Here is a 20,018-nt window from a genome sequence, read left to right on the forward strand (position 1 = left end):
ACGACGGCATGGACGGAGGCGAGAGGGCGTGCGGCTGTTCGGGCGAGGACCACGGCGTGACCCCCGCGACACCCCTCGCGACCCGGCCTTCCCGTTCTTCTCCGTGGACGAGGCCGCGTACTTCAGGGCGCAGGTCAGGGAGGCGTTCGCCGAGCACGGCCTCGAAGTGGCGCTCTACGAGTCCGCGGTCGTGGACGACGCCGGCCGGCAGTTCGGCCTCGGCAACCTCGCGGCGGTCTGCCACAACGACGACCGGGGGCAGCGGGCCTGGGGCGATCTTGCCAGGCGGCACGCGGCCATGGTGCTGCGCACGGTCGACGGCCCCTCGGCGCTCGACACGCTGGCGCCCGCGCAGATCAGGGCGCAGCTCTACCCGCGCGTGATCAACGGCGAGGGCCTCGACCCGGAGAACTTCGGCTACGCGCGCTCGGTCGCGCCGGGGCTCTACGAGCTGCTCGCGCTCGACCTGCCCGAGTCCGTGATGATGCTGACCGACGAGGCGCTCGGGCGGCTCGGCGAGACCGAGCAGCTGCGCAGGCGCGCCCTCGACAACCTCAGGGAGCTGCCGGTCGAGGGCCGCGAGACGGTCGAGGACGACCAGGGCATGCGCTTCGAGGTCGTCGTCGGCGACTCGTTCTACACGGCGAGCCGGGTGCTGGCCCTGGAGACGCTGATCCGGCAGACGACCGGGCAGCGGCTGACCGAGGACGGGGCGCTGGTGGCGCTGCCGTTCCGGCACCAGCTCGCCTTCCACGTGATCAGGGACGCGAGCGTGATCCCGTCGCTCACGGGCATGGCGATGTTCGCGGCGTCGGGGTACGAGGAGACGCCCGGCGCGATCAGCCCCTATGTCTACTGGTGGCGCGGCGGCACCATCACGCAGCTCAGTGAGCGCGACGAGGACGGCGGCGGGCTGCGGGTCGTGGTGGGCGAGGACTTCCAGGAGCTGCTGGAGCGCCTGGTCGCGAGGGGCCCGTCCGAGAGCTGATTCCGGCCGCCGTCTCCCGTGCCGGTTCTGGGGGCGCGCCTTCAGCCGCGTCGGCGCGCTCTCGCCCGACCCCGGCCACTTCGTGGCGGACGTCGGCCCGGTGGGGCGGGCGCATGACCCCGTACTCGCGCCGCGGCGGGCGGAGCCGCACCATGAGGGGATGTCCTCCACCGCAGCCGCGCCCGCGCCCTTCACCGCCGACGACTACCGCGCCCGCATCGCACGGGCCGCCGCCCACGCCGGCGGGGCCGGGCTCGCCGGCGTGCTCGTCGCGCCGGGACCCGACCTGGCCCACCTCACCGGCTACCGGCCCACCGCGCAGACCGAGCGCCTGACGCTGCTCGTCGTCCCCGCGCACGGCGCGCCGCACCTCGTGGTGCCCGCACTGGAAGCGGGGGACGCCGCGCGGGCGCCGGGCGCCGCGGCCCTCACCCTGCGCCCGTGGACCGACGCGGAGGACCCCTACGCGGCGGCCGCCGCGCTGCTCGACGCCGAGGGCGTCTTCGGCATCAGCGACAACGCCTGGTCGCTGCACCTGCTCGCGCTCCAGCGCGCGCTGCCGCGCACCGCCTACCGCGGCCTGTCCGACGTCCTGCCGATGCTGCGCGCCGTCAAGGACGACCGCGAGCTGGCGCGGCTCGCCGCGGCGGGCGCCGCGGCCGACGCCGCCTACGAGGAGATCCTGCGGGTGCGCTTCGCCGGGCGCAGGGAGTCGGAGATCGCCGCCGACCTCGCGGCGCTGCTGCGCGCGCACGGCCACGCGCAGGTCGACTTCACCGTCGTCGGCTCGGGGCCCAACGGGGCCGACCCGCACCACGAGGCGGGCGAACGCGTCGTCGCCGAGGGCGACATGGTGGTGCTCGACTTCGGCGGCCTCAAGGACGGCTACGGCTCCGACACCACCCGCACCGTGCACGTCGGCGAGCCCACGCCCGAGGAGCGGCGCGTCCACGACACCGTGCGCGCCGCGCAGGAGGCCGGGTTCGCCGCCGTGCGGCCGGGCGCCGCCTGCCAGGACGTGGACCGGGCGGCGCGCGCGGTCATCGAGGACGCGGGGTACGGCCCGTACTTCATCCACCGCACCGGGCACGGCATCGGCGTCACCACCCACGAACCCCCGTACATGATCGAGGGGGAGGAGCGCCCGCTCGTGCCGGGCATGTGCTTCTCCGTGGAGCCGGGGATCTACCTGCCGGGGCGGTTCGGGGTGCGGATCGAGGACATCGTGGCGGTCACCGCGACCGGCGGCCGCCGCCTCAACAACACCCCGAGGGAGCTGGCGCTCGTCGAGTAGCCGCCGCCGAGCGCGGCCCGGGCCCCGGCGCGCCGCCGCCGGGGCCCGGCTCCCCGCTCAGGCGCCGCGCAGGACCGCGGCGCAGGCTGCCGGGAGGTGCAGCACGCCGTCGTCGCCCGGCGGGTCGACGGGCGACCAGGAGGCCAGGACCGTGTGCGGACCGCCGCCCAGGGGGACGGCGCGCGGCGTGTCGGACAGGTTCACCGCCACCTCGACGTCGCCCCTGCGGAAGGCGAGCCAGCGCTCCGCCTCGTCGAAGGCGACGCTCAGCGCGGTCAGGTCCGGATCCGTCAGGTCGGGCTCGGCCGCGCGCAGCGCGATCAGCTCGCGGTGCCAGGCGAGCAGCCGCGCGTGCGGCTCGCGCCCCCGCTCCGCCCGGTCGAGGCAGGAGCGGTCGCGCGTCGCCGGGTCCTGCGGGTCGGGGATGTCCTCGGCCGCCCAGCCGTGCGCCGCGAACTCCCGCCGCCTGCCGGTGCGTACGGCCTCGGCGAGCTGGGGGTCCCGGTGGTCGGTGAAGAACTGCCAGGGCGTGCCCGCCCCCCACTCCTCGCCCATGAACAGCATCGGTGTGTGCGGCCCCGTCAGCACCAGCGCGGCGGCGCAGGCCAGCAGACCGGGGGAGAGCGTCGCCGAAAGCCGGTCGCCCTGTGCGCGGTTGCCGATCTGGTCGTGCGTCTGGGCGTAGCCGAGGAAGCGGTGCGCGGGGGTGCGCGCGCGGTCCACGGGCCTGCCGTGCGTCCTGCCGCGGAACGTGGAGTACGTGCCGTCGTGGAAGAACACCCGGCTGAGCGTCTTCGCGAGCGCGGCGAGCGGCGCCCGCGCGAAGTCCGCGTAGTAGCCCTGGGACTCGCCGGTCAGCGCCGTGTGCAGCGCGTGGTGGAAGTCGTCGTTCCACTGGGCGTGCAGGCCGAGGCCGCCCGCCGGGCGCGGCGCCGTCGTGCGCGGGTCGCACAGGTCCGACTCGGCGATCAGGAACAGCGGCCTGCCCGTCTCGGCCGCCAGCGAGTCCACCCGCGACGACAGCTCCTCCAAGAACGTCAGCGCCCGCGTGTCGGCGAGCGCGTGCACCGCGTCGAGCCGCAGCCCGTCGAGCCCGAAGTCCCGCAGCCAGCCGAGCGCGCTGCCCAGCAGGAACTCCCGCACCTCGTCGGAGCCCGGCGCGTCCAGGTTCACCGCGGCGCCCCACGGCGTGTGGTGCGTGTCGGTGAAGTACGGGCCGAACGCGGGCAGATGGTTGCCCGAGGGGCCCAGGTGGTTGTGCACCACGTCGAGCACCACGCCGAGCCCCTGCGCGTGCGCCGCGTCCACGAAGCGCGCCAGCGCCGCCGGCCCGCCGTAGGGCTCGTGCACCGCCCACAGCGACACCCCCTCGTACCCCCAGCCATGGGTGCCGGGGAAGGGGCACAGCGGCATCAACTCGACGTGACTGATGCCGAGTTCCGCCAGCTCGGCCAGATGCTCCGCCGCCGCGTCCAGGGTGCCGTCCCTGGTGTACGTGCCCACGTGGAGCTCGTACAGCACCGCGCCTGGCAGCGGCCTGCCCGCCCAGGGCACCCGCCGCTCGTACGCCCGGGGGCCGACCACCGCGCTCAGCCCTTCCGGGCCGTCCGGCTGGCGGCGCGAGCGCGGGTCGGGCAGGACGGGCCCGCCGTCCAGCGCGAACCCGTACCTGCTGCCGTCGCCCGCCGGCGCCTCGGCCGCCCACCAGCCGTCCCTCGCCGGGTCGCGCCGCATCGGCACGTCCCCGCCGTCGAGCCGCAGCACGACCTCGTCCGCCGCCTGCGGCGCCCACACCTCGAACCGCACGAATCCCCCTCGTCCCGCCGTTCCCATCACGTACCTCCATGGTGGCAAGCCGCACCGCTCCCTGCGGGTGCAGCGCGCCGGGCGGGGCCGGGGTTCCCGTGCCCGCCCCTCGGCGGGCACCGTCTGGACACCCGCGGCCCGCCGGCTGGACAATCCGGTGTGTGACGTCCTCCTTCGAAAGGCCCGTACACCCGGCGCGGCCCTCCGACGCCGAGCGCGACCGCGTCCTCACGGTGCTGCGGGAGGGCGTGGCGGCCGGACGGCTGTCCCAGGACACCTTCCTGCGCCGCATGGACCTCGTGCTCTCGGCGCGCCGCGCCGACGAGCTGAAACTCCTGACGGCCGATCTGGAGGACGAGGGCCGCCTGTCGCGGCGGGTGTTCGGCGCGGTCGGCCGCCTCTCGGCCTTCTCGCTCAGGCTCCGCACGGCGTGGCAGGCGGAGCGGTTGCCGAAGCTGCTGCTGCCGCAGCCCTCGCCGTACCCGCTGCGGATCGGCCGCGACCCCGCCAACGGGCTGCGCCTCACCCACGACACGGTCTCCAGGCACCACGCCGAACTGACGGCGCGGGACGGCGTGTGGGTGCTGCGCGACCTCGGCTCGACCAACGGCACGACCGTCAACGGCCGCCGTGTCGTGGGCGCGGCGGCCGTCGGCGACGGCGACCGCGTCTCCTTCGGACGGATGGCCTTCCGCCTCGCCATCCGCTGACCGCGCCCCGCTCACACCTCCTTGGCGAGCAGGGCGACCGGCCGGTCGGCGAACAGCTCGGCCAGCGGCACATCGCCGCCCTCGAAGACCCGGGGCGGCGCCGCGAGCACGTCACGCCAGGTGCCGGGCGGCAGCCGCAGCGCCGTGCCCGCCCAGCCGCCCGCCTCGGCGAGGCGCAGCGGCAGCCGGGTGACCGCCGTGACCACCTCGCCCGACCTGCCGAACGCCAGGCAGTGCTCCGCGGCGGGACCTGCGGCGTCGAGCCGCGCGTACGTCCCCGACTCGCCGAAGGCGGCGGGCCGTTCGCGGCGCAGCCGCAGCGCGGCCGTCGTCACGACCGTCTTCTCGTCCGGCGGCCCCGGGCGGAAGCGCGCCCGGTTGTCCGGGTCGACCAGCGCGTGATAGTCGCGCTCCGTGCCCTGGTACAGGTCGGGGACGCCCGGCATCGTCAGGTGCACCAGCGCCGCGCCGAGCGCGCCGGCGCGCACATACGGGTCGAGCGCCCGGGTGAAGTGGGCGACCGTACGTCGCGCTGCGCCCGCGGGGCCCGCGGCGACGAAGTCCTTCACCGCCTGCTCGAACCGCGGGTCGCCCTCGGTCCAGCTGGTGCGGAGACCGGCCTCGCGCACCGACTTGAGCAGCGCGCCCTCCATCCGCTCCCCGGCGGGCGCCGCGGTCAGCGCCGCGTCGACGTCCGCCGTGTCGCCCGCCGGGGTGAAGCCGAGCGCCGTCTGCCACGCCTGCCAGGCGACCAGCGGGTCGGGCGCCGCCACGCCCGCCACCTGCGCCAGCAGGTCGTCCCACCAGCGAGGGCACTGCGAGAGCACCGCGATGCCCGCCCGCACGTCCGCGCTGCGCTTGGTGTCGTGGGTGGTCAGCACCGTGCCGGTGGCCGGCCAGTCGCGGGCGATGCGCTCGCAGAACGCGTGGAAGGCGTCCGGGCTCACGGCGGGCGCGGCCGGCTCGCCGCCCACCTCGTTGGCCGAAAGCAGCGGCAGGAACCGGTAGAACGCCGTGTCCTCCACCGACTTGGCCCGCAGCGCCGACGAGGTCTGCGCGAACCGCGCGCAGAACGCCGCCTGGTCGGGGCCCGTGCCGAGCCCGCCGAGCGCCAGCTCCCGCACCACGTCGACGGCGGCCGCCTCCTCGGGGACCGCGAAAACCGCCTTCGCCTGCCGCACCGCCTCCTGCGGGATCGCCGCGGCCGCCGCCTCGGTGCGCGGCCCGCCGGGCACCACGTAGGGCCGGTACACCTCCATCCGCACGAGCAGCTCCCTGATCGCGGTCTCCAGCGCCCAGGGGGCGTGGTCGCGCAGGCCCGGGTCCGCGGCGCAGACCCGGCCCGCCGTACGCACCAAGAAGCCCGTCTCCGCGGCCAGTTCGTGCAGCAGCACCCGGTAGGCGGCCCTGCGGACCGTCGGCTCCCAGTAGCCGCCGCGGTCCTCGGCGGGGGCCACCACCTCGCGGAAGCGCCGCTCCAGCTGCCCGGCGCCCGCCGGGTCGGTGAACAGGCCGTCCACGCGGCGCAGCGCGTCGTACCCGGTGGTGCCCGCGACGGCCCACGCCGCGGGCAGCCGCTCCTCGTCGGAGAGGATCTTCTCCACGACCGTCCAGCAGCCGCCCGTCGCCTCGCTCAGCCGCCGCAGGTAGCCCTCGGGGTCGGCCAGCCCGTCGGGGTGGTCGATCCGCAGCCCGTCCACCACGCCGTCGCGCACCAGCTCCAGGATCTTCGCATGGCTCTCGGCGAACACCTCGGGGTCCTCCACGCGCACCCCGATGAGGTCGGAGATGGTGAAGAACCTGCGGTAGTTGAGCTCCGTGCGGGCCAGCCGCCACCAGGCGAGCCGGTAGTGCTGCGCGTCGAGCAGCCGGGGCAGCGGCAGGTCCCCGGTCCCCGGCGCCAGCGGGAAGCGCTGCTCTCCGTGGCACAGCTCGCCGTCCTCGACGCGCAGCTGCTCCAGCTCGCCGCCGAGCGGCCCCGGCAGGACCGGAAGCAGCACCTTGCCGCCGCCCGCCTCCCAGTCGATGTCGAACCAGCGGGCGTACGGGGACGCCTGCCCCTCCCGCAGCACCTCGCGCAGCACCCGGTTGTGGCGCGGCGACGTCGCCATGTGGTTCGGCACGATGTCGAGCACGATGCCGAGCCCGTGCTCACCGGCCCGCCGCGCCAGCTGCCGCAGCCCCTCCTCGCCGCCGAGTTCGGCGCGTACGGCGGCGTGGTCCGTCACGTCGTACCCGTGGGTGGAGCCGGGAACGGATTCGAGGACGGGGGACAGGTGCAGGTGCGAGACGCCGAGCGCGGCGAGGTAGGGCACGGCCTTCTCGGCCGCTGCGAACGGGAAGTCGGGCTGGAGCTGGAGCCGGTAGGTCGCGGTGGGCGTCATGGACACGTACGTACCCCGTGCGGCGGGTTCCGTGTCATGGGCGGCGGATTCGGTCACTCGTACGTCCGGGAGGTCGCGTAGGGGCTGCGGACAGGTGCGGGGCGTGCGGGGTGCCGCCGGGCGCTCAGGCGTCCGGGTCGTACACGTACGGCGTGGTCGTGGTGAGCCGGGCGAAGCCGAGCCGTTCGAGGATCGGACGGCTCCGGTCGGACGCGTCGACCTGGAGGTACCGGTAGCCGCGCCGCCCCGCGACCCGTGCGCGCCGCGCCACCAGCGCGCGGTAGACGCCGCGGCCGCGCCACGGGGGCAGCGTACCGCCGCCCCACAGGCTCGCGAACTCCTTGCCAGGCGGCAGCTCGGCGCGGGCGGCGCAGACCGGCGTGGCGCCCGCGAGCGCGACGGCCGCCCAGACCGTCTCCGGCGCTTCGGCGAGCTGCCGCTCCAGCGCGGCGGGGAAGGACGAGGGGCGGCCGAAGACCCGTGTGTGCACGTCCGCCATGAGCGCCACGCCCGCCGCGTCCGCGACCCGCTCGATCCGCACCCCGTCCGGCGGCGCCGCGTCGGCGGTGCGCGCGACGACCTCCGCCGTCGCTGCGACCATCAGCGACTCTGCGGGCTCGGGCACGAACCCGGCGGCGGCGAGCCGCGTGCCGAGGTCCTGCGGCCCGTCGTGCGCGTACAGCTTCCATTCGAAGGGGAGGCCGAGCCCGGCGAAGTGCGCCTTCTGCGCGGCGATCTCCGCGTCGGCGGAGGCCTCGTCCAGGTCCGACCAGAGCACTCCGTTCCAGTCGTCGGGCCCGCCGGTCTGCCGCGCGGCGCGCGCCGTGCGGTCCACGCGCGCGCCGCCGTCCGGCTCGGCCTCCCGCCGCATCCGCCGGTCGAACAGCGCGCGCACGGCGCGTACCTCCATGTCGTCCATGACCCGCACTGCACCACCGTGCGGGACCTCGGGCAACTCGTTTTGCCCCGGGGCGCGGTCCGCCCCCGGCGGGGCCGTCACGCCGGGCGCATCAGGACGACCATGCTGCGGCTCGTCAGGGTGGTCCGCTCCCCGCCGTCGACCGTCGGGCCCTGGCCGGAGGCCACGCCCTCGGGCCGCGCCGTGTCCACCACGACCCGCCACTGCCTGCCGTGGTTCACGGGCACGAGGAACTCCAGGTCGTCCGGGCTCGCGTTGAACATCAGCAGGAACGAGTCGTCGGAGATCCGCTCGCCGCGCGGTCCCGGCTCCGAGATCGCGTGCCCGTTGAGGAACACGGTCATCGCGCTCGCGCTCGCCGCCTGCCAGTCCTGCTGCTTCATCTCCTCGCCCTCGGGCGTGAACCACGCGATGTCGGACAGCTCGTCGTGGGTGCCCTCCACCGGCCTGCCGTGGAAGAAGCGGCGCCGCCTGAACACCGGGTGGTCGCGGCGCAGCCAGACCATCGCCCGGGTGAAGGCGAGCATCGACTCGCCCTCGGGCCCGGCCGGCGCCCCGTCCTCGGCCTTGGCGTCGGGGTCGGGCCAGCGCACCCAGGAGACCTCGTTGTCCTGGCAGTAGGCGTTGTTGTTGCCGCCCTGCGTCCTGGCGAACTCGTCGCCGTGGCTGAGCATCGGCACGCCCTGCGACAGCAGCAGCGTCGCCGTGAAGTTGCGCATCTGGCGGCGGCGCAGCTCCAGCACCTCCGGGTCGTCCGCCGCGCCCTCGACGCCGCAGTTCCAGGACCTGTTGTGGCTCTCGCCGTCCCGGTTGTCCTCGCCGTTGGCCTCGTTGTGCTTCTCGTTGTACGAGACGAGGTCGTGCAGCGTGAAGCCGTCGTGGCAGGTGGCGAAGTTGATCGAGGCGAGGGGCCGCCTGCCGTCGTCCTGGTAGAGGTCGGACGAACCGGTCAGCCGGGAAGCGAACTCCGCCAGGGTGCGCGGCTCGCCGCGCCACAAGTCCCGCACGGTGTCCCGGTACTTGCCGTTCCACTCGGTCCACAGGGGCGGGAAGTTGCCGACCTGGTAGCCGCCCTCGCCGACGTCCCACGGCTCGGCGATCAGCTTGACCTGGCTGACCACCGGGTCCTGCTGGACCAGGTCGAAGAACGAGGACAGCCGGTCGACCTCGTGGAACTGCCGGGCCAGGGTCGCCGCCAGGTCGAAGCGGAAGCCGTCGACGTGCATCTCGGTGACCCAGTACCGCAGCGAGTCCATGATCAGCTGGAGCACGTGGGGCGAGCGCATCAGCAGCGAGTTGCCGGTGCCCGTGGTGTCCATGTAGTAGCGCGGGTCGTCCGTGAGCCGGTAGTACTGTGGGTTGTCCAGGCCGCGGAAGGAGAGCGTCGGGCCCAGGTGGTTGCCCTCGGCCGTGTGGTTGTAGACCACGTCGAGGATGACCTCGATGCCCGCCTCGTGCAGCGCCTTGACGGCCTGCTTGAACTCCAGCACCTGCTCGCCCCGGTCGCCCCAGGAGGCGTAGGCGTTGTGCGGCGCGAAGAAGCCGATGGTGTTGTAGCCCCAGTAGTTCGCGAGCCCGGCGTCCGCCAGCCGGTGGTCGTTGACGAACTGGTGTACGGGCATCAGCTCCAGCGCCGTCACGCCGAGCTCCGTCAGGTGCTCGATCACCGCCGGGTGGGCGAGCCCCGCGTAGGTGCCCCGCAGCTCGTCGGGGAGCGCGGGGTGCAGCATCGTCAGGCCCTTCACATGGGCCTCGTAGATCACCGTGCGGTGGTAGTCGGTGCGCGGCGGGCGGTCGTTGCCCCAGTCGAAGTACGGGTTGACGACGACCGACGACATCGTGTGCGGCGCCGAGTCCATGTCGTTGCGGGAGTCGGGCCTGCCGAAGTGGTAGCCGTACACCGCCTCGCCCCACTCGACGCTGCCGCTGACGGCGCGCGCGTACGGGTCGAGCAGCAGCTTCGCGGAGTTGCACCGCAGGCCCTTCTCGGGCGCGTACGGGCCGTGCACGCGGAAGCCGTAGCGCTGGCCCGGCATCACCCCCGGCAGGTACGCGTGCCGGACGAACGCGTCGGTCTCCCGCAGCTCGACCGCGGTCTCGGACCCGTCGTCGTGCAGCAGGCACAACTCGATCCGGTCCGCCGCCTCGGAGTAGACCGCGAAGTTGGTGCCTGCGCCGTCGTACGTGGCGCCGAGGGGATACCTGTGCCCCGGCCAGATCTGCATAGACGAAACTCTTCCATTTCTGATCCGGGTGGTGCCGGTCTCTTCCCGCAGATCTTCCCCGAAAGTCGGGTCAGTACCTAGCACCCCCGTTCCCTGGAGATGCCTGCGCCATGTGCCCAGGGCCCTGCGGGAGGGCGCGTACGCCTCCCCCCGCGCGGCACGCGCCGGGGCGCACCACCCGTGCAAAGCGGGTTTCCTTGATGTAAAGGTGCATATAGGAACCGAAGAACATCGGCCACGAGTGCGGGAGTTGGGAATCGGGACGGCCGTTCCTGATGCGTCGCGAGCGGTCGTCGGAGTAATCTTCGTTGATCACTGGGATCACTGGAAGGTCTCCTGGCGGCGGGGAAGGGGCGGTGCGCGGGTGAGCTCGGGAGGGCTGGAGCTACCCCCCGGTGGCCCAGGTCACGAGGGGGAGCCAGGCGGCATCCCGGCGGGCGCGGTGTCCGTCGCGCGCCCGGTGGAGATCGGCGCGGAGCTGGACTGGGGCGCGGAGGCCTGGACCGAGGTGCGCACCCGGGCCCGCAGGGCAGGCCGCGCCTACATCTGGCTGAATCTCGTCGAACAGCGGATGCGGGCCGTCGTCGCCGCGGTCCTGCGGCCCGTCTACGAGCCCCACCACGGCGACGACTGGGTCATCGCCGCCGCCGGGCCGGCGGGCCAGGAGTGGGTGCAGCGCGCCGCCGCCGTGCGCGAGGTCTCCCGCCGCAAGGGCTATCTGCTCGACCCCGCGGACGACGACGTGCTCTGCTTCCTCACCCTGCCCCAGCTGCGCGAGCTGACGGTGCAGCACTGGCCCTGCTTCGAACCGTACGTGCGCGACCGGCGCGAGCTGGAACTCGTCCTCGACGAGCTGGAGGTCGCCCGCAACGCCGTCTCCCGCAACCGCGCCCTGTCCGAGACGGTCCTCGCCCAGGCCGAGCGGGCCTGCGCCCGGCTGCTCGCCCTGCTCGGCACCACCGGCGGCGAGCCCGCGGAGGACGCCAGGCTGCCGGTCGACGCGGTCGAGGACCTGGTCGGCGACCGGTACGCGGACGTGGTCTCCGTCCACCCCGACCGGGTCAGGCTCCAGCGCGAGTTCCCCGCAGAGGACCTCTTCGGCGGCGCCCGCAGGGTCGACGCGATCGGCATCGGCCTCAACCTGCTGGCGCAGAACTTCTCCGGCAGGCGGCTGATCCGGCTCGCCGAGTCGGGCTGCCGGGTGCGGCTCCTCTTCCTCAACCCGGCGAGCAGCGCGGCCAAACGCCGCGAGCGCGAGCTCGGGCTGCGCAAGGGCGAGCTGAGCCGCTCCGTCGAGATGAACATCCTGCACATGCGCCGCGTGCGCGCCAAGCTCCGCGACCCCGGCGCCTTCGAGATACACGTCTTCGACGAGACGCCCCGCTTCACCGCCTACCTCGTCGACGGCGACGGCCCCGGCGGGCTTGCTGTCGTCCAGTCGTACCTGCGCACCGCGCGCGGCATCGAGACCCCGGTGCTGGTGCTGCGCGGCGGCGGGCGCGCGGTGGTGCGCGCGGGACGGGACGCCGAGCACGGCCTCTTCGAGGTCTACCGCGAGGAGTTCGAGACGTTCTGGGCCGACTCGCGTCCGGTCTCCTGAGCGCGGGCCCCGCGCCGCTGTCAGTGCCGCGTGCGAGGGTGTGGGGAGTACGGGGGCACAACGGCGCGGCGGGGCCGCACGGTGAGGGGAAGTCAGGATGACGTGGCACGGGGGACCGCTGGCCGGGTTCGACCTGGAGACGACGGGCACGGAGCCGCTGGAGGCGAGGATCGTCTCCGCCGCCGTGGTGGAGGCCGACGCGGGCGAGGTGGTGGCGAGCCGCACCTGGCTCGCCGACCCCGGCGTGCTGATCCCCGCCCAGGCGTCCGCCGTGCACGGCATCAGCAGCGAGCGCGCCGCCGCCGACGGCAGGCCGGCAGGCGAGGTGGCCGCCGAGGTCGCGGACGCGCTGCGCGGCGCCTGGGCGCGTGGCGTGCCCGTCGTCGCCTACAACGCCGCCTTCGACCTGACGCTGCTCTGCGCCGAGCTCGAACGGCACGGCCTGCCGCCGCTCGGGCCGCTCGGCCCGGTCGTCGACCCGTACACCATCGACCGGGCCGTCGACCGCTACCGCAAGGGCAAGCGCACCCTGGAGGCCGTCTGCGGGGAGTACGGCGTGGTGCTCGAAGCGGCGCACGAGGCGGTCGCCGACGCCCTCGCGGCCGTCCGGGTCGCGACCGCGATAGCTGCCAGGCACCCGAAGGTCGCCGCGCTCGGCGCCCGCGAGCTGCACGAGCGGCAGGTCGCCTGGTACGCGGCCTGGGCCGAGGACTTCGAGGGCTTCCTGCGCCGCAAGGGCGACGCGGAGGCGAGCGTGGACCGCGACTGGCCGCTGCGGGCCCGGTTCGCCGTGCCCGCAGCGGACACCGGCGCCGCGCGCCGCGGCTGAGCGCGGCCGCCGGCGGCCCCGCGGCTCAGAACGGGTACCAGCGCACCTCCGGGTCGCCGGCGCGCAGCGAGGCGACCCGCCGTGCGAACTCCGCGCGCGCCGCCGGGTTCGCCGGGGCGTGCTGCGCCACCCACGCGCAGCTCGCGGTCTCCCGCGCGCCCCGCAGCACGGCGCACCCCTCCCACGCGCGCACGTCCCAGCCGTAGGCGGCGGTGAACGCGTCGTACGCGGCCGGGTCGAGGCCGTACCGGTCGAGGGAGAGCGCGAGGACCACCAGGTCGTGCTCCCGCAGGTCGCAGGAGAAGGTCTCCAGGTCCACCAGGACGGGCCCGTCCGCGGTCACCTGCACATTGCGCGGCAGCGCGTCCCCGTGGATCGGGCCGGGCGGCAGCAGCGGCGTCAGGGCGGCCGCGCGCTGCGCGAAGCCGTCCCTGCGCTCCCGCAGATAGGCCGCGTCCGCCGGGTCGATCGCGTCGCCTGCGAGCCGCAGCCAGCGCTCCACCCCGCCGAGCAGCTCGCGCCGCGGCAGCGCCAGGTCCTCGGGCACCGGCAGCGCGTGCACTCGCAGCAGCGGCTCCGCGAGGTCGGCGGGCTCCGCGGGGCGCACCGCGGCGGGCAGCCGGTGCCACAGCGTCACCGGATGGCCCGCCACCCGGCGCGCCCGCGGCTCGGCCGCGCGCACCGCGGGCACCCCGGCGCCCGCCAGCCACCCGGCGAGCGCCACCTCGCGCTCGGCGCGCTCCCACAGCTCGGGCGCGCGCGCCGCGTCCCTGCCCACCTTCACCACGAGCTCTCCCGCGGCGAACACCGCGTTCTCGCCGAGCGCGATCAGCTCGGCGGACCGCGGCAGCCCCGCGGCCCTGAGGATGTCTCTGGCCTGAGCCTCGTCCATGGGGAAGTCCACTCGCTCACGTGCGCCGCGGGATATGCCTGTCGGCGCACCACCCTCTCACCCCGCGCGGCGCCGCCTTCCACCGCGTCAGCGGCCGCTCGCGCCTTGCCTCGGAGGCCGCCGCGCCGCCCTATCGTGTCCCGCATGACCACGTCGTACGCCGTCCTGCTGCGCGGGATCAACGTCAGCGGCAGCACGCAGGTCCCCATGGCCGACCTGCGCGAGACCCTCGGCGGCCTCGGCCTCGAAGCGGTCCGCACCCATCTGCGCAGCGGCAACGCGGTCTTCCGCGCCCCCGGCGGCGGCCGGCAGGGCGACGACGCGCTGCGCGCCCGCATCGAGGCGGCGCTCGGTGAGCGCTTCGGCAGCGCGATCGGCTGCGTCGTGCGCGACGCCGCGTACCTCGAAACGGTCGTCGCCCGCTGCCCGTTCGACGCGGAAGCGCTGGAGGGCAGGCAGCTGCACGTCACGTACTTCTCCGCGCCGGTGGACCCCGCCCGCCTCGCCGACCTCGACCCCGGCGCGTACCTCCCCGAGGCGTTCCGGCTCGGCGACCGCGCTCTCTACCTGCTGGCACCCGACGGCGTGGGGCGCTCGAAGCTCGCCGCCGCGCTCGGCAGGCCGGGGCGCTACCCGGGCGTGGTCGCCACCAGCCGCAACTGGAACACCGCCGTCCGACTGATGGAGCTCACCCATGGCTGACCCCTCGCCCGCCACGGCCGCCGTCATCGAGGCGGAGCTGCGCTTCCTCGACCCCGCGGTGCAGGGCTCGCCCGCCCGGCTCGCCGCCCTGCTCCACCCGGAGTTCCTGTCCTTCGGCTCGTCGGGCCGCTGCTGGAACCGGGAGACCCTCGTCGCCGAACTGCGGGCCAGGGGACCCGCGGGCCCGCCGCCGACCGTCTCGCGCCTCGACGCGGTGGAACTCGCCGACGGCGTGGTGCACGTGACCTTCGACGTGGAGGCCGGCGGGCGCCGCGCACACCGCAGTTCGGTGTGGCGGCACACCGGCGGCGAGTGGCTGCTCTACTTCCACCAGGGCACGGCGTTCACTCCTGGGGAAGTGCCTCCGCAGGGCTGATCCGGTCGGCCCGCGCCGTCCACCTGCCGTCCGTGCGGGAGATGCGCACCGGGTGGTCGAAGCACTTGCTGACCCGGTCGGTCGTGAGTACCTCGGCGGCCGGGCCCGACCCCACGCACCGCCCCTCGCGCAGCAGCATCGCGTGCGTCGTGGAGGCGGGCAGCTCCTCCAGGTGGTGCGTGACCAGTACGGTGGCCAGCTCGGGGTGGGCGAGCCGCAGCGCGTCCAGCGCGCTCAGCAGCTGCTCGCGCGCCGCCAGGTCGAGGCCGGTCGCCGGCTCGTCGAGCAGCAGCAGCCGGGGGCGCGCCATCAGCGCGCGGGCGATGAGCGTACGGCCGCGCTCGCCCTGCGACAGCGTCGGCCAGCGCGCCTCCGCCTTGCCGCCCATGCCCAGCATGGCGAGCAGCCGCAGCGCGCGCTCCGGCTCCCCGGCGGCCGGAGCCCAGCGCGGCACCGGCTCCACGGAGTTGGTCAGCCCGGTCAGCACCACGTCGAGGACCCGCAGCGGCGAGCGCAGCGGATGGCGCGGGTTCACATGGCCGATGGACGTGCGCAGCTCCCGCAGGTCGACCCGGCCCAGGGTCCTGCCGAGCACCTCCACCCGGCCGCGCGTCGGGTGCGTCAGCGCGCCGACCATGCCGAGCAGGGTCGACTTGCCTGCCCCGTTGGAGCCGAGCAGCGCCCAGTGCTCGCCGCCGCGCACGGTCATCGAGACCGAGTCGAGCAGCAGTCTGCCCTGGCGGACCACATCGATATCGGTCACTTCCACGACGGCGGGCGGCACGGTCGCCGGATCCTCGACGGTCATCAGGGTGGTGCTCCTCGGTCAGCTCGCGGCGGACGCGCGGGGGCGCGCCCGGGTCATCCCCGTAGGCCGGTGTCTCCGGCGCGTGCCCTGCCGGGGTCTCGTGCCCCGGCCTGGCGAGTGCGGGTACGGCGCCACCGCGGCGCTGTGGACGCCGCCGCGCCACGGTCGGCCCCGCCGCCCCCCTGGTCGGGGGCGCCCCGCTCCTGCCGTCGTGGCTCGCGGATCCTGGAGCCGACCCTCCCCGCGATCGTACCGGCACCCGCCCCGCGCCCTCAGGGCGGTCGGAACCCGCGGCCCAGGGGCCGCGAGGCCCCGGCCCTGGACGCGGGTGGTGCGGGCGGTCCGGCCCGGGCCCCGCCCGTGGCCGTTCGGCGACATCGCGTGGCCTGTGGGCGTACGGGGCGGGGTGCCGGGCGTCCCGGAACGGGGCCGTACCTCCCCTGCGGCGGTGATGCGTACGGGCTCCGCGGACGTCTTCCGGGGGACGGGGCCCGCGCGTACAGTCGGTGATCTTGATTCGGCGGCGGGCGCTCGCGGGCGGCCCGCCCGCTTCGACCCCCGGAGGGCGGGACCACGATGACATCGGAACTCCGCAGCGCCCAGTGGTACGGCGGCGACGACCGCGACGGCTACATCCACCGGGCCTGGATGCGCAGGGGCCTGCCGTCGGACGCGTTCTCCGGGCGGCCGCACATCGCGATCGCCAACACCGCGTCCGACCTCACGCCCTGCAACGCGCACCTGGACGAGGTCGCGTCCTCGGTGCGCGACGGCATCCACGAGGCGGGCGGCATTCCGCTCAACCTGCCGGTGGTCTCCCTCGGCGAGACCCTGCTGCGGCCGACCGCGATGCTCTGGCGGAACATGGCGGCGATGGCCACGGAGGAGATGCTCCGCGGCAACCCCGTCGACGGGGTGGTGCTGCTCGGCGGCTGCGACAAGACCATCCCCTCCCTGCTGATGGCCGCGGCCTCCGTCGACCTGCCCGCCGTCGTCGTGCCCGGCGGGCCGATGCTGACGGGCACGTTCCGCGGCAAGCCGCTCGGCTGCGGCACCGACGTGTGGCGGCTCAGCGAGGAGGTGCGCGGCGGCACCCTCAGCCGCGAGGACTTCATCCGCTCCGAGTCCGCGATGATCCGCAGCCGCGGCCACTGCAACACCATGGGCACCGCCTCCACCATGGGGCTGCTCGCCGAGGCGCTCGGCACGGTCCTGCCGGGCGTCGCGGGCACCCCGGCGCCCGACAGCAGGCTGCTGGAGTCCGCGCACGCCACCGGGAGGCTCGCGGTGGAGCTGGTGCGTGAGGACCGCACCCCGAGCACGCTGCTGACCCGTGCCTCCTTCCACAACGCGATCGTCGCGCTCGCCGCGATCGGCGGCTCGACCAACGCCGTCGTCCACCTGCTGGCGATCGCCGGCCGGCTCGGCATCGGCCTCACCCTCGACGACTTCGACCGCATCGGCTCCCGGGTGCCGCTGCTCGTGGACCTCCAGCCCGCGGGCCGCTTCCTCATGGACGACCTGCACAGGGCCGGCGGCCTGCTCGCCGTCCTGCGCGAGGTGCGCGACCTGCTCGACCCGGCGGCGCTCACCGTCACGGGACGGCCCCTCGTGGACCACCTGGACGACGCGCGGATCTGGGACCGCGAGGTCATCAGAGCACGCGACGAGCCCCTGCGGGACGACGCGGGCATCGCCGTGCTGCGCGGCAACCTCGCGCCCGACGGCGCGATCGTCAAGCCCGCCGCGGCCTCAGGGAACCTGCTGCGCCACCGCGGGCGCGCCGTCGTCTTCGACAGCGTCGAGGACTTCCACGCCCGCGTCGACGACCCCGGCCTGGACGTGGACGCCGACTCGGTGCTCGTGCTCCGCGGCTGCGGGCCCCGCGGCTACCCGGGCATGCCCGAGGTGTCCAACATGCCCCTGCCGAAGAAGCTCCTCGAACAGGGCGTGCGCGACATGGTCAGGGTCTGCGACGGGCGGATGAGCGGCACCGCGTACGGGACGGTGGTGCTGCACGTCGCGCCGGAGGCCGCCGCGGGCGGCCCGCTCGCGCTCGTCCGCACCGGCGACGTCATCGAACTCGACGTGCCGGCGCGGACCCTGACCCTGGACGTGCCGGACGCCGAGCTGGCCGCCCGCACCCCGGACCGCGCCACCACCGACCGGTACGCGGCGCCCGCGCGCGGCTGGGAGCGCCTCTACGTCGACCATGTCACCCAGGCCGACACCGGCGCCGACCTGGACTTCCTGACCGGCGCCACCGGGCCCGCGGTGGGCCGCGAGTCGCACTGAGGCGGGGCACGCCGTACGCCAGGCCGCCCGGCGTGCGCGGCGTGCGGGGGAGGCCCCGGTCCGGTCCAGGGCCCCGGTCGGCCCCGCGGCTTGAGGCCCCGCCGCGCCGGGCCCTGGCGCCCGGCGCGCACCGCGCCCGGCCGGGGGAGCGGGACCGTCCGGCTACGCGGGCCCTGCGCCGCTCGCCACCGCTGCCGTGTCCGGCGCCGCGCGGCCAGGCCCGTACCCGCCGCCGCGCGGCAGCGAAGGCCACGGTGCCGCGCACGCCTCGGCGTGGCGCAGCAGGACCAGGCGCGCCACTGCCTCGTGCGCGGCAAGCGGCTCCGCCGTACGGGTCGCCGCCGTGCGCGCTGCCGCGCGGGCGAAGAACCCGGGCCCCAGCAGGTAGGGGGCGACGGTGACCTCACGGTGGCCCGCCGCGCGCAGCCGGTCGACGGCCTGCGCGGGCGTCGGCTCCGCCGCGCTCAGGTACGCGGCGACCACCGGCGCCCGCAGCCGCTCGGCCAGCAGCGCGGCCATGGCGCGCGTGCCGTCGCCCGCCGCGGGATCACCGGAACCCGCGGCCGCGAGCACCACGGGCCCGCCCTCGCGGCCGCAGCGGGCGAGCCGGCGGGCGAGCGCCTCCGCGAGCAGCGGGTGGGGGCCGAGGGGCGCCGCCACGCGGGCCCTCAGGTGCGGCGCGCCGGCCAGCGCGCGCGGCAGGTCGACCCGTACGTGGTAACCCGTGCCGAGCAGCAGCGGCACCAGCACGGCGTCGCCCCGCAGCCCAGCGAGCACCTCGGGCAGGGCGGGCGCCGCCAGATCGAGATAGCAGGCGACGACCCGCAGGCCGGGGCGCAGCGCGCGCACCCGGTCGAGCAGCGCCTCGGTCACCGCGCAGCCCGCCGGGTCCCTGGTGCCGTGGGCGGCGGCCACCAGCGTCGGCGCCCTCATCCCGCGGCCAGCCGGTAGCCGCGCTTGGGCACCGTGCGCACCAGGCCGCCGTGGGCGCCGAGCGACGCCCGCAGCCGGGCGACGGCGGCCTCCACCGCGTGCTCGTCGGCCGACGAGTCCTGCCACACCCGCCGCAGCAGCTCCGCCCTGCTCACCACCCAGCCAGGACGCACCGCGAGCGCCCGCAGCAGCGCGGCCGACTTCGGGGACACCCGCAGGCTCTCGCCGCCCACCAGCACCGCGTTGCCCTGGAGCACCAGCGGCCCGTCCGCCGACTCCACGGTCCTGCGGGCCCGTTCCGGCAGCACCTGGGTGACCGTGCGCACCAGCGCGCCGAGCCTGCCGCGCCCCGGCCACACCACGGGAAGGCCCAGGTCGAGCAGCGGCCGCCCGCACACCGGGCCCACGGCGACCGGCAGCACGTCCTCCCGCAGCGCCGCCCGCACGGCGTCCCGCAGTCCGTCCGCCTCCGCCGTCGTCAGGAACGCCGTGATGGCGGGGGCGCTGGTGAACGTCACGGCGTGCACCTCGCGCCTGGCCGTCTGCTCCACCAGGCGGCGCAGCGGCGCGGGATCCTCCGGCGGCGCCCACCGGTACACCGGGACGGTCACCACCTCCGCGCCCCGCTCGCGCAGCGCGGCGGCGAACCCGTCGAGCGGCACACCGTGTTCCTGCACCGCGATCCGCCGCCCGGCGAGCGGCCTCGCAAGCAGCCAGGTCAGCAGCTCGCCGGTGGCCTCGGACGCCGGTGACCAGCCCTCGCCGAGGCCGCTCGCCCGCACCGCGCCCGTCGCCTTCGGGCCGCGGGTCAGCACCACCGCGCCCCTGCAGGCGTCCGCGAGCGCGGCGCCGAGCCCCCAGCCGTCCGCGGCGCTCATCCAGCCGCGCCAGCCGACGCCCGTGGTGGCGACCACGTAGTCGAGCGGTGCGGCGAGGCACCGCCGGGTCGCCTCGCGCAGCGCCGCGTCGTCGTCGAGCGGCAGGATGCGCAGGGCGGGCGCCTCCACGACCTGCGCGCCGCTGCGCGTCAGCAGCGCGACCAGCTCGGCGCGCCGGCGCGCGGCGGTCACCCCCACGGTGAATCCCGCGAGGGGACCTTCGGCGAATGGCCCACCGGGGGCGGTGGCTGCGGCGGTTTTCATGATCCCGAGGCTGAGCGGCCCCGGTTTCCTGCGCATTGCCCCGCGGTCTCGCCCAAGTAAGCGAAACAGCCGGGGGCGTTACGGCGGATGACGTCCTCCCCACCCCGGTCCCGTA

At 75.6% G+C, this 20,018-nt stretch carries 16 protein-coding genes; 8 read left to right on the forward strand and 8 right to left on the reverse strand.

Going from position 1 to position 20,018, the window contains the following annotated elements; translation table 11 throughout:
- The first annotated feature begins 28 nt into the window (after positions 1–28).
- Complete coding sequence (locus tag AB0910_RS22055; RefSeq protein ID WP_366746318.1) at positions 29–988, forward strand: hypothetical protein; 960 nt, start codon at positions 29–31, stop codon at positions 986–988.
- Positions 989–1,148: 160 nt separating this feature from the next.
- Positions 1,149–2,282 carry an aminopeptidase P family protein gene (locus tag AB0910_RS22060; protein WP_366746319.1) on the forward strand — a complete coding sequence of 378 codons (1,134 nt, stop codon included), beginning with the start codon at positions 1,149–1,151 and terminating at the stop codon, positions 2,280–2,282.
- 57 nt (positions 2,283–2,339) lie between these two features.
- Here AB0910_RS22060 and treZ read toward each other — a convergent pair whose 3' ends face one another.
- A complete protein-coding gene (gene treZ / locus AB0910_RS22065) occupies positions 2,340–4,088 on the reverse strand; it encodes a malto-oligosyltrehalose trehalohydrolase (protein ID WP_366746320.1) in 1,749 nt (582 codons plus the stop codon).
- A 161-nt stretch (positions 4,089–4,249) separates the two neighbouring features.
- Between treZ and AB0910_RS22070 the strand changes: the two genes are divergently transcribed.
- Positions 4,250–4,798 carry a DUF1707 and FHA domain-containing protein gene (locus tag AB0910_RS22070; protein WP_366746321.1) on the forward strand — a complete coding sequence of 183 codons (549 nt, stop codon included), beginning with the start codon at positions 4,250–4,252 and terminating at the stop codon, positions 4,796–4,798.
- A gap of 11 nt (positions 4,799–4,809) precedes the next feature.
- Here AB0910_RS22070 and treY read toward each other — a convergent pair whose 3' ends face one another.
- From treY to glgX, 3 genes are all read right to left on the reverse strand, one after another.
- A complete protein-coding gene (gene treY, locus AB0910_RS22075) occupies positions 4,810–7,182 on the reverse strand; it encodes a malto-oligosyltrehalose synthase (RefSeq protein WP_366746322.1) in 2,373 nt (790 codons plus the stop codon).
- A gap of 124 nt (positions 7,183–7,306) precedes the next feature.
- Entirely contained in the window at positions 7,307–8,092 is a 786-nt protein-coding gene (locus tag AB0910_RS22080) for a GNAT family N-acetyltransferase (RefSeq protein WP_366746383.1), read from the reverse strand.
- Positions 8,093–8,178: 86 nt separating this feature from the next.
- Complete coding sequence (glgX, locus tag AB0910_RS22085) at positions 8,179–10,326, reverse strand: glycogen debranching protein GlgX (RefSeq protein ID WP_366746323.1); 2,148 nt, start codon at positions 10,324–10,326, stop codon at positions 8,179–8,181.
- A 364-nt stretch (positions 10,327–10,690) separates the two neighbouring features.
- Here glgX and AB0910_RS22090 point away from each other — a divergent pair, with 364 nt between their 5' ends.
- On the forward strand, positions 10,691–11,926 hold the full coding sequence (locus AB0910_RS22090; RefSeq protein ID WP_366746324.1) for an SAV2148 family HEPN domain-containing protein: 1,236 nt from the start codon (positions 10,691–10,693) through the stop codon (positions 11,924–11,926).
- 97 nt (positions 11,927–12,023) lie between these two features.
- Entirely contained in the window at positions 12,024–12,755 is a 732-nt protein-coding gene (locus AB0910_RS22095) for a 3'-5' exonuclease (protein ID WP_366746325.1), read from the forward strand.
- Between the two features lie 25 nt (positions 12,756–12,780).
- Here the strand turns inward: AB0910_RS22095 and AB0910_RS22100 are convergent, their stop codons facing one another.
- Entirely contained in the window at positions 12,781–13,647 is an 867-nt protein-coding gene (locus AB0910_RS22100) for an aminoglycoside phosphotransferase family protein (protein WP_366746326.1), read from the reverse strand.
- A gap of 144 nt (positions 13,648–13,791) precedes the next feature.
- Between AB0910_RS22100 and AB0910_RS22105 the strand changes: the two genes are divergently transcribed.
- Complete coding sequence (locus AB0910_RS22105) at positions 13,792–14,349, forward strand: DUF1697 domain-containing protein (RefSeq protein WP_366746327.1); 558 nt, start codon at positions 13,792–13,794, stop codon at positions 14,347–14,349.
- Positions 14,342–14,725, forward strand: a complete 384-nt coding sequence (locus tag AB0910_RS22110; RefSeq protein ID WP_366746328.1) for a nuclear transport factor 2 family protein — start codon at positions 14,342–14,344, stop codon at positions 14,723–14,725. Before AB0910_RS22105 ends, AB0910_RS22110 begins: the two co-directional genes overlap by 8 nt.
- On the opposite strand, the gene AB0910_RS22115 is transcribed toward AB0910_RS22110, so the two are convergent.
- Complete coding sequence (locus tag AB0910_RS22115) at positions 14,694–15,533, reverse strand: ATP-binding cassette domain-containing protein (protein WP_366746329.1); 840 nt, start codon at positions 15,531–15,533, stop codon at positions 14,694–14,696. The two genes, AB0910_RS22110 and AB0910_RS22115, sit on opposite strands and share 32 nt — an antisense overlap.
- Positions 15,534–16,109: 576 nt before the next feature.
- Here AB0910_RS22115 and AB0910_RS22120 point away from each other — a divergent pair.
- The gene (locus tag AB0910_RS22120) at positions 16,110–17,828 is read left to right on the forward strand and encodes an IlvD/Edd family dehydratase (protein WP_366746330.1); all 1,719 of its coding nucleotides are present in this window, start codon (positions 16,110–16,112) and stop codon (positions 17,826–17,828) included.
- 162 nt (positions 17,829–17,990) lie between these two features.
- Here AB0910_RS22120 and AB0910_RS22125 read toward each other — a convergent pair whose 3' ends face one another.
- Both AB0910_RS22125 and AB0910_RS22130 read right to left on the reverse strand, forming a co-directional pair.
- The gene (locus tag AB0910_RS22125; RefSeq protein ID WP_366746331.1) at positions 17,991–18,761 is read right to left on the reverse strand and encodes a CbiX/SirB N-terminal domain-containing protein; all 771 of its coding nucleotides are present in this window, start codon (positions 18,759–18,761) and stop codon (positions 17,991–17,993) included.
- A complete protein-coding gene (locus tag AB0910_RS22130; protein WP_366746332.1) occupies positions 18,758–19,903 on the reverse strand; it encodes a uroporphyrinogen-III synthase in 1,146 nt (381 codons plus the stop codon). The genes AB0910_RS22125 and AB0910_RS22130 overlap by 4 nt, the downstream gene beginning before the upstream one ends.
- Between the last annotated feature and the right edge of the window lie 115 nt (positions 19,904–20,018).

Origin of the sequence: Streptomyces sp. NPDC047002 (assembly GCF_040704505.1) — a bacterium.
GTDB lineage: Bacteria > Actinomycetota > Actinomycetes > Streptomycetales > Streptomycetaceae > Streptomyces.

Coding starts and splice junctions, on each gene's coding strand:
- AB0910_RS22060 (WP_366746319.1), top strand. CDS start 1,149: ATGTCCTCCACCGCAGCCGCGCCCGCGCCCTTCACCGCCGACGACTAC.
- treY (WP_366746322.1), bottom strand. CDS start 7,182: ATGACGCCCACCGCGACCTACCGGCTCCAGCTCCAGCCCGACTTCCCG.
- AB0910_RS22080 (WP_366746383.1), bottom strand. CDS start 8,092: ATGGAGGTACGCGCCGTGCGCGCGCTGTTCGACCGGCGGATGCGGCGG.
- glgX (WP_366746323.1), bottom strand. CDS start 10,326: ATGCAGATCTGGCCGGGGCACAGGTATCCCCTCGGCGCCACGTACGAC.
- AB0910_RS22095 (WP_366746325.1), top strand. CDS start 12,024: ATGACGTGGCACGGGGGACCGCTGGCCGGGTTCGACCTGGAGACGACG.
- AB0910_RS22100 (WP_366746326.1), bottom strand. CDS start 13,647: ATGGACGAGGCTCAGGCCAGAGACATCCTCAGGGCCGCGGGGCTGCCG.
- AB0910_RS22105 (WP_366746327.1), top strand. CDS start 13,792: ATGACCACGTCGTACGCCGTCCTGCTGCGCGGGATCAACGTCAGCGGC.
- AB0910_RS22110 (WP_366746328.1), top strand. CDS start 14,342: ATGGCTGACCCCTCGCCCGCCACGGCCGCCGTCATCGAGGCGGAGCTG.
- AB0910_RS22115 (WP_366746329.1), bottom strand. CDS start 15,533: ATGACCGTCGAGGATCCGGCGACCGTGCCGCCCGCCGTCGTGGAAGTG.
- AB0910_RS22120 (WP_366746330.1), top strand. CDS start 16,110: ATGACATCGGAACTCCGCAGCGCCCAGTGGTACGGCGGCGACGACCGC.
- AB0910_RS22125 (WP_366746331.1), bottom strand. CDS start 18,761: ATGAGGGCGCCGACGCTGGTGGCCGCCGCCCACGGCACCAGGGACCCG.
- AB0910_RS22130 (WP_366746332.1), bottom strand. CDS start 19,903: ATGAAAACCGCCGCAGCCACCGCCCCCGGTGGGCCATTCGCCGAAGGT.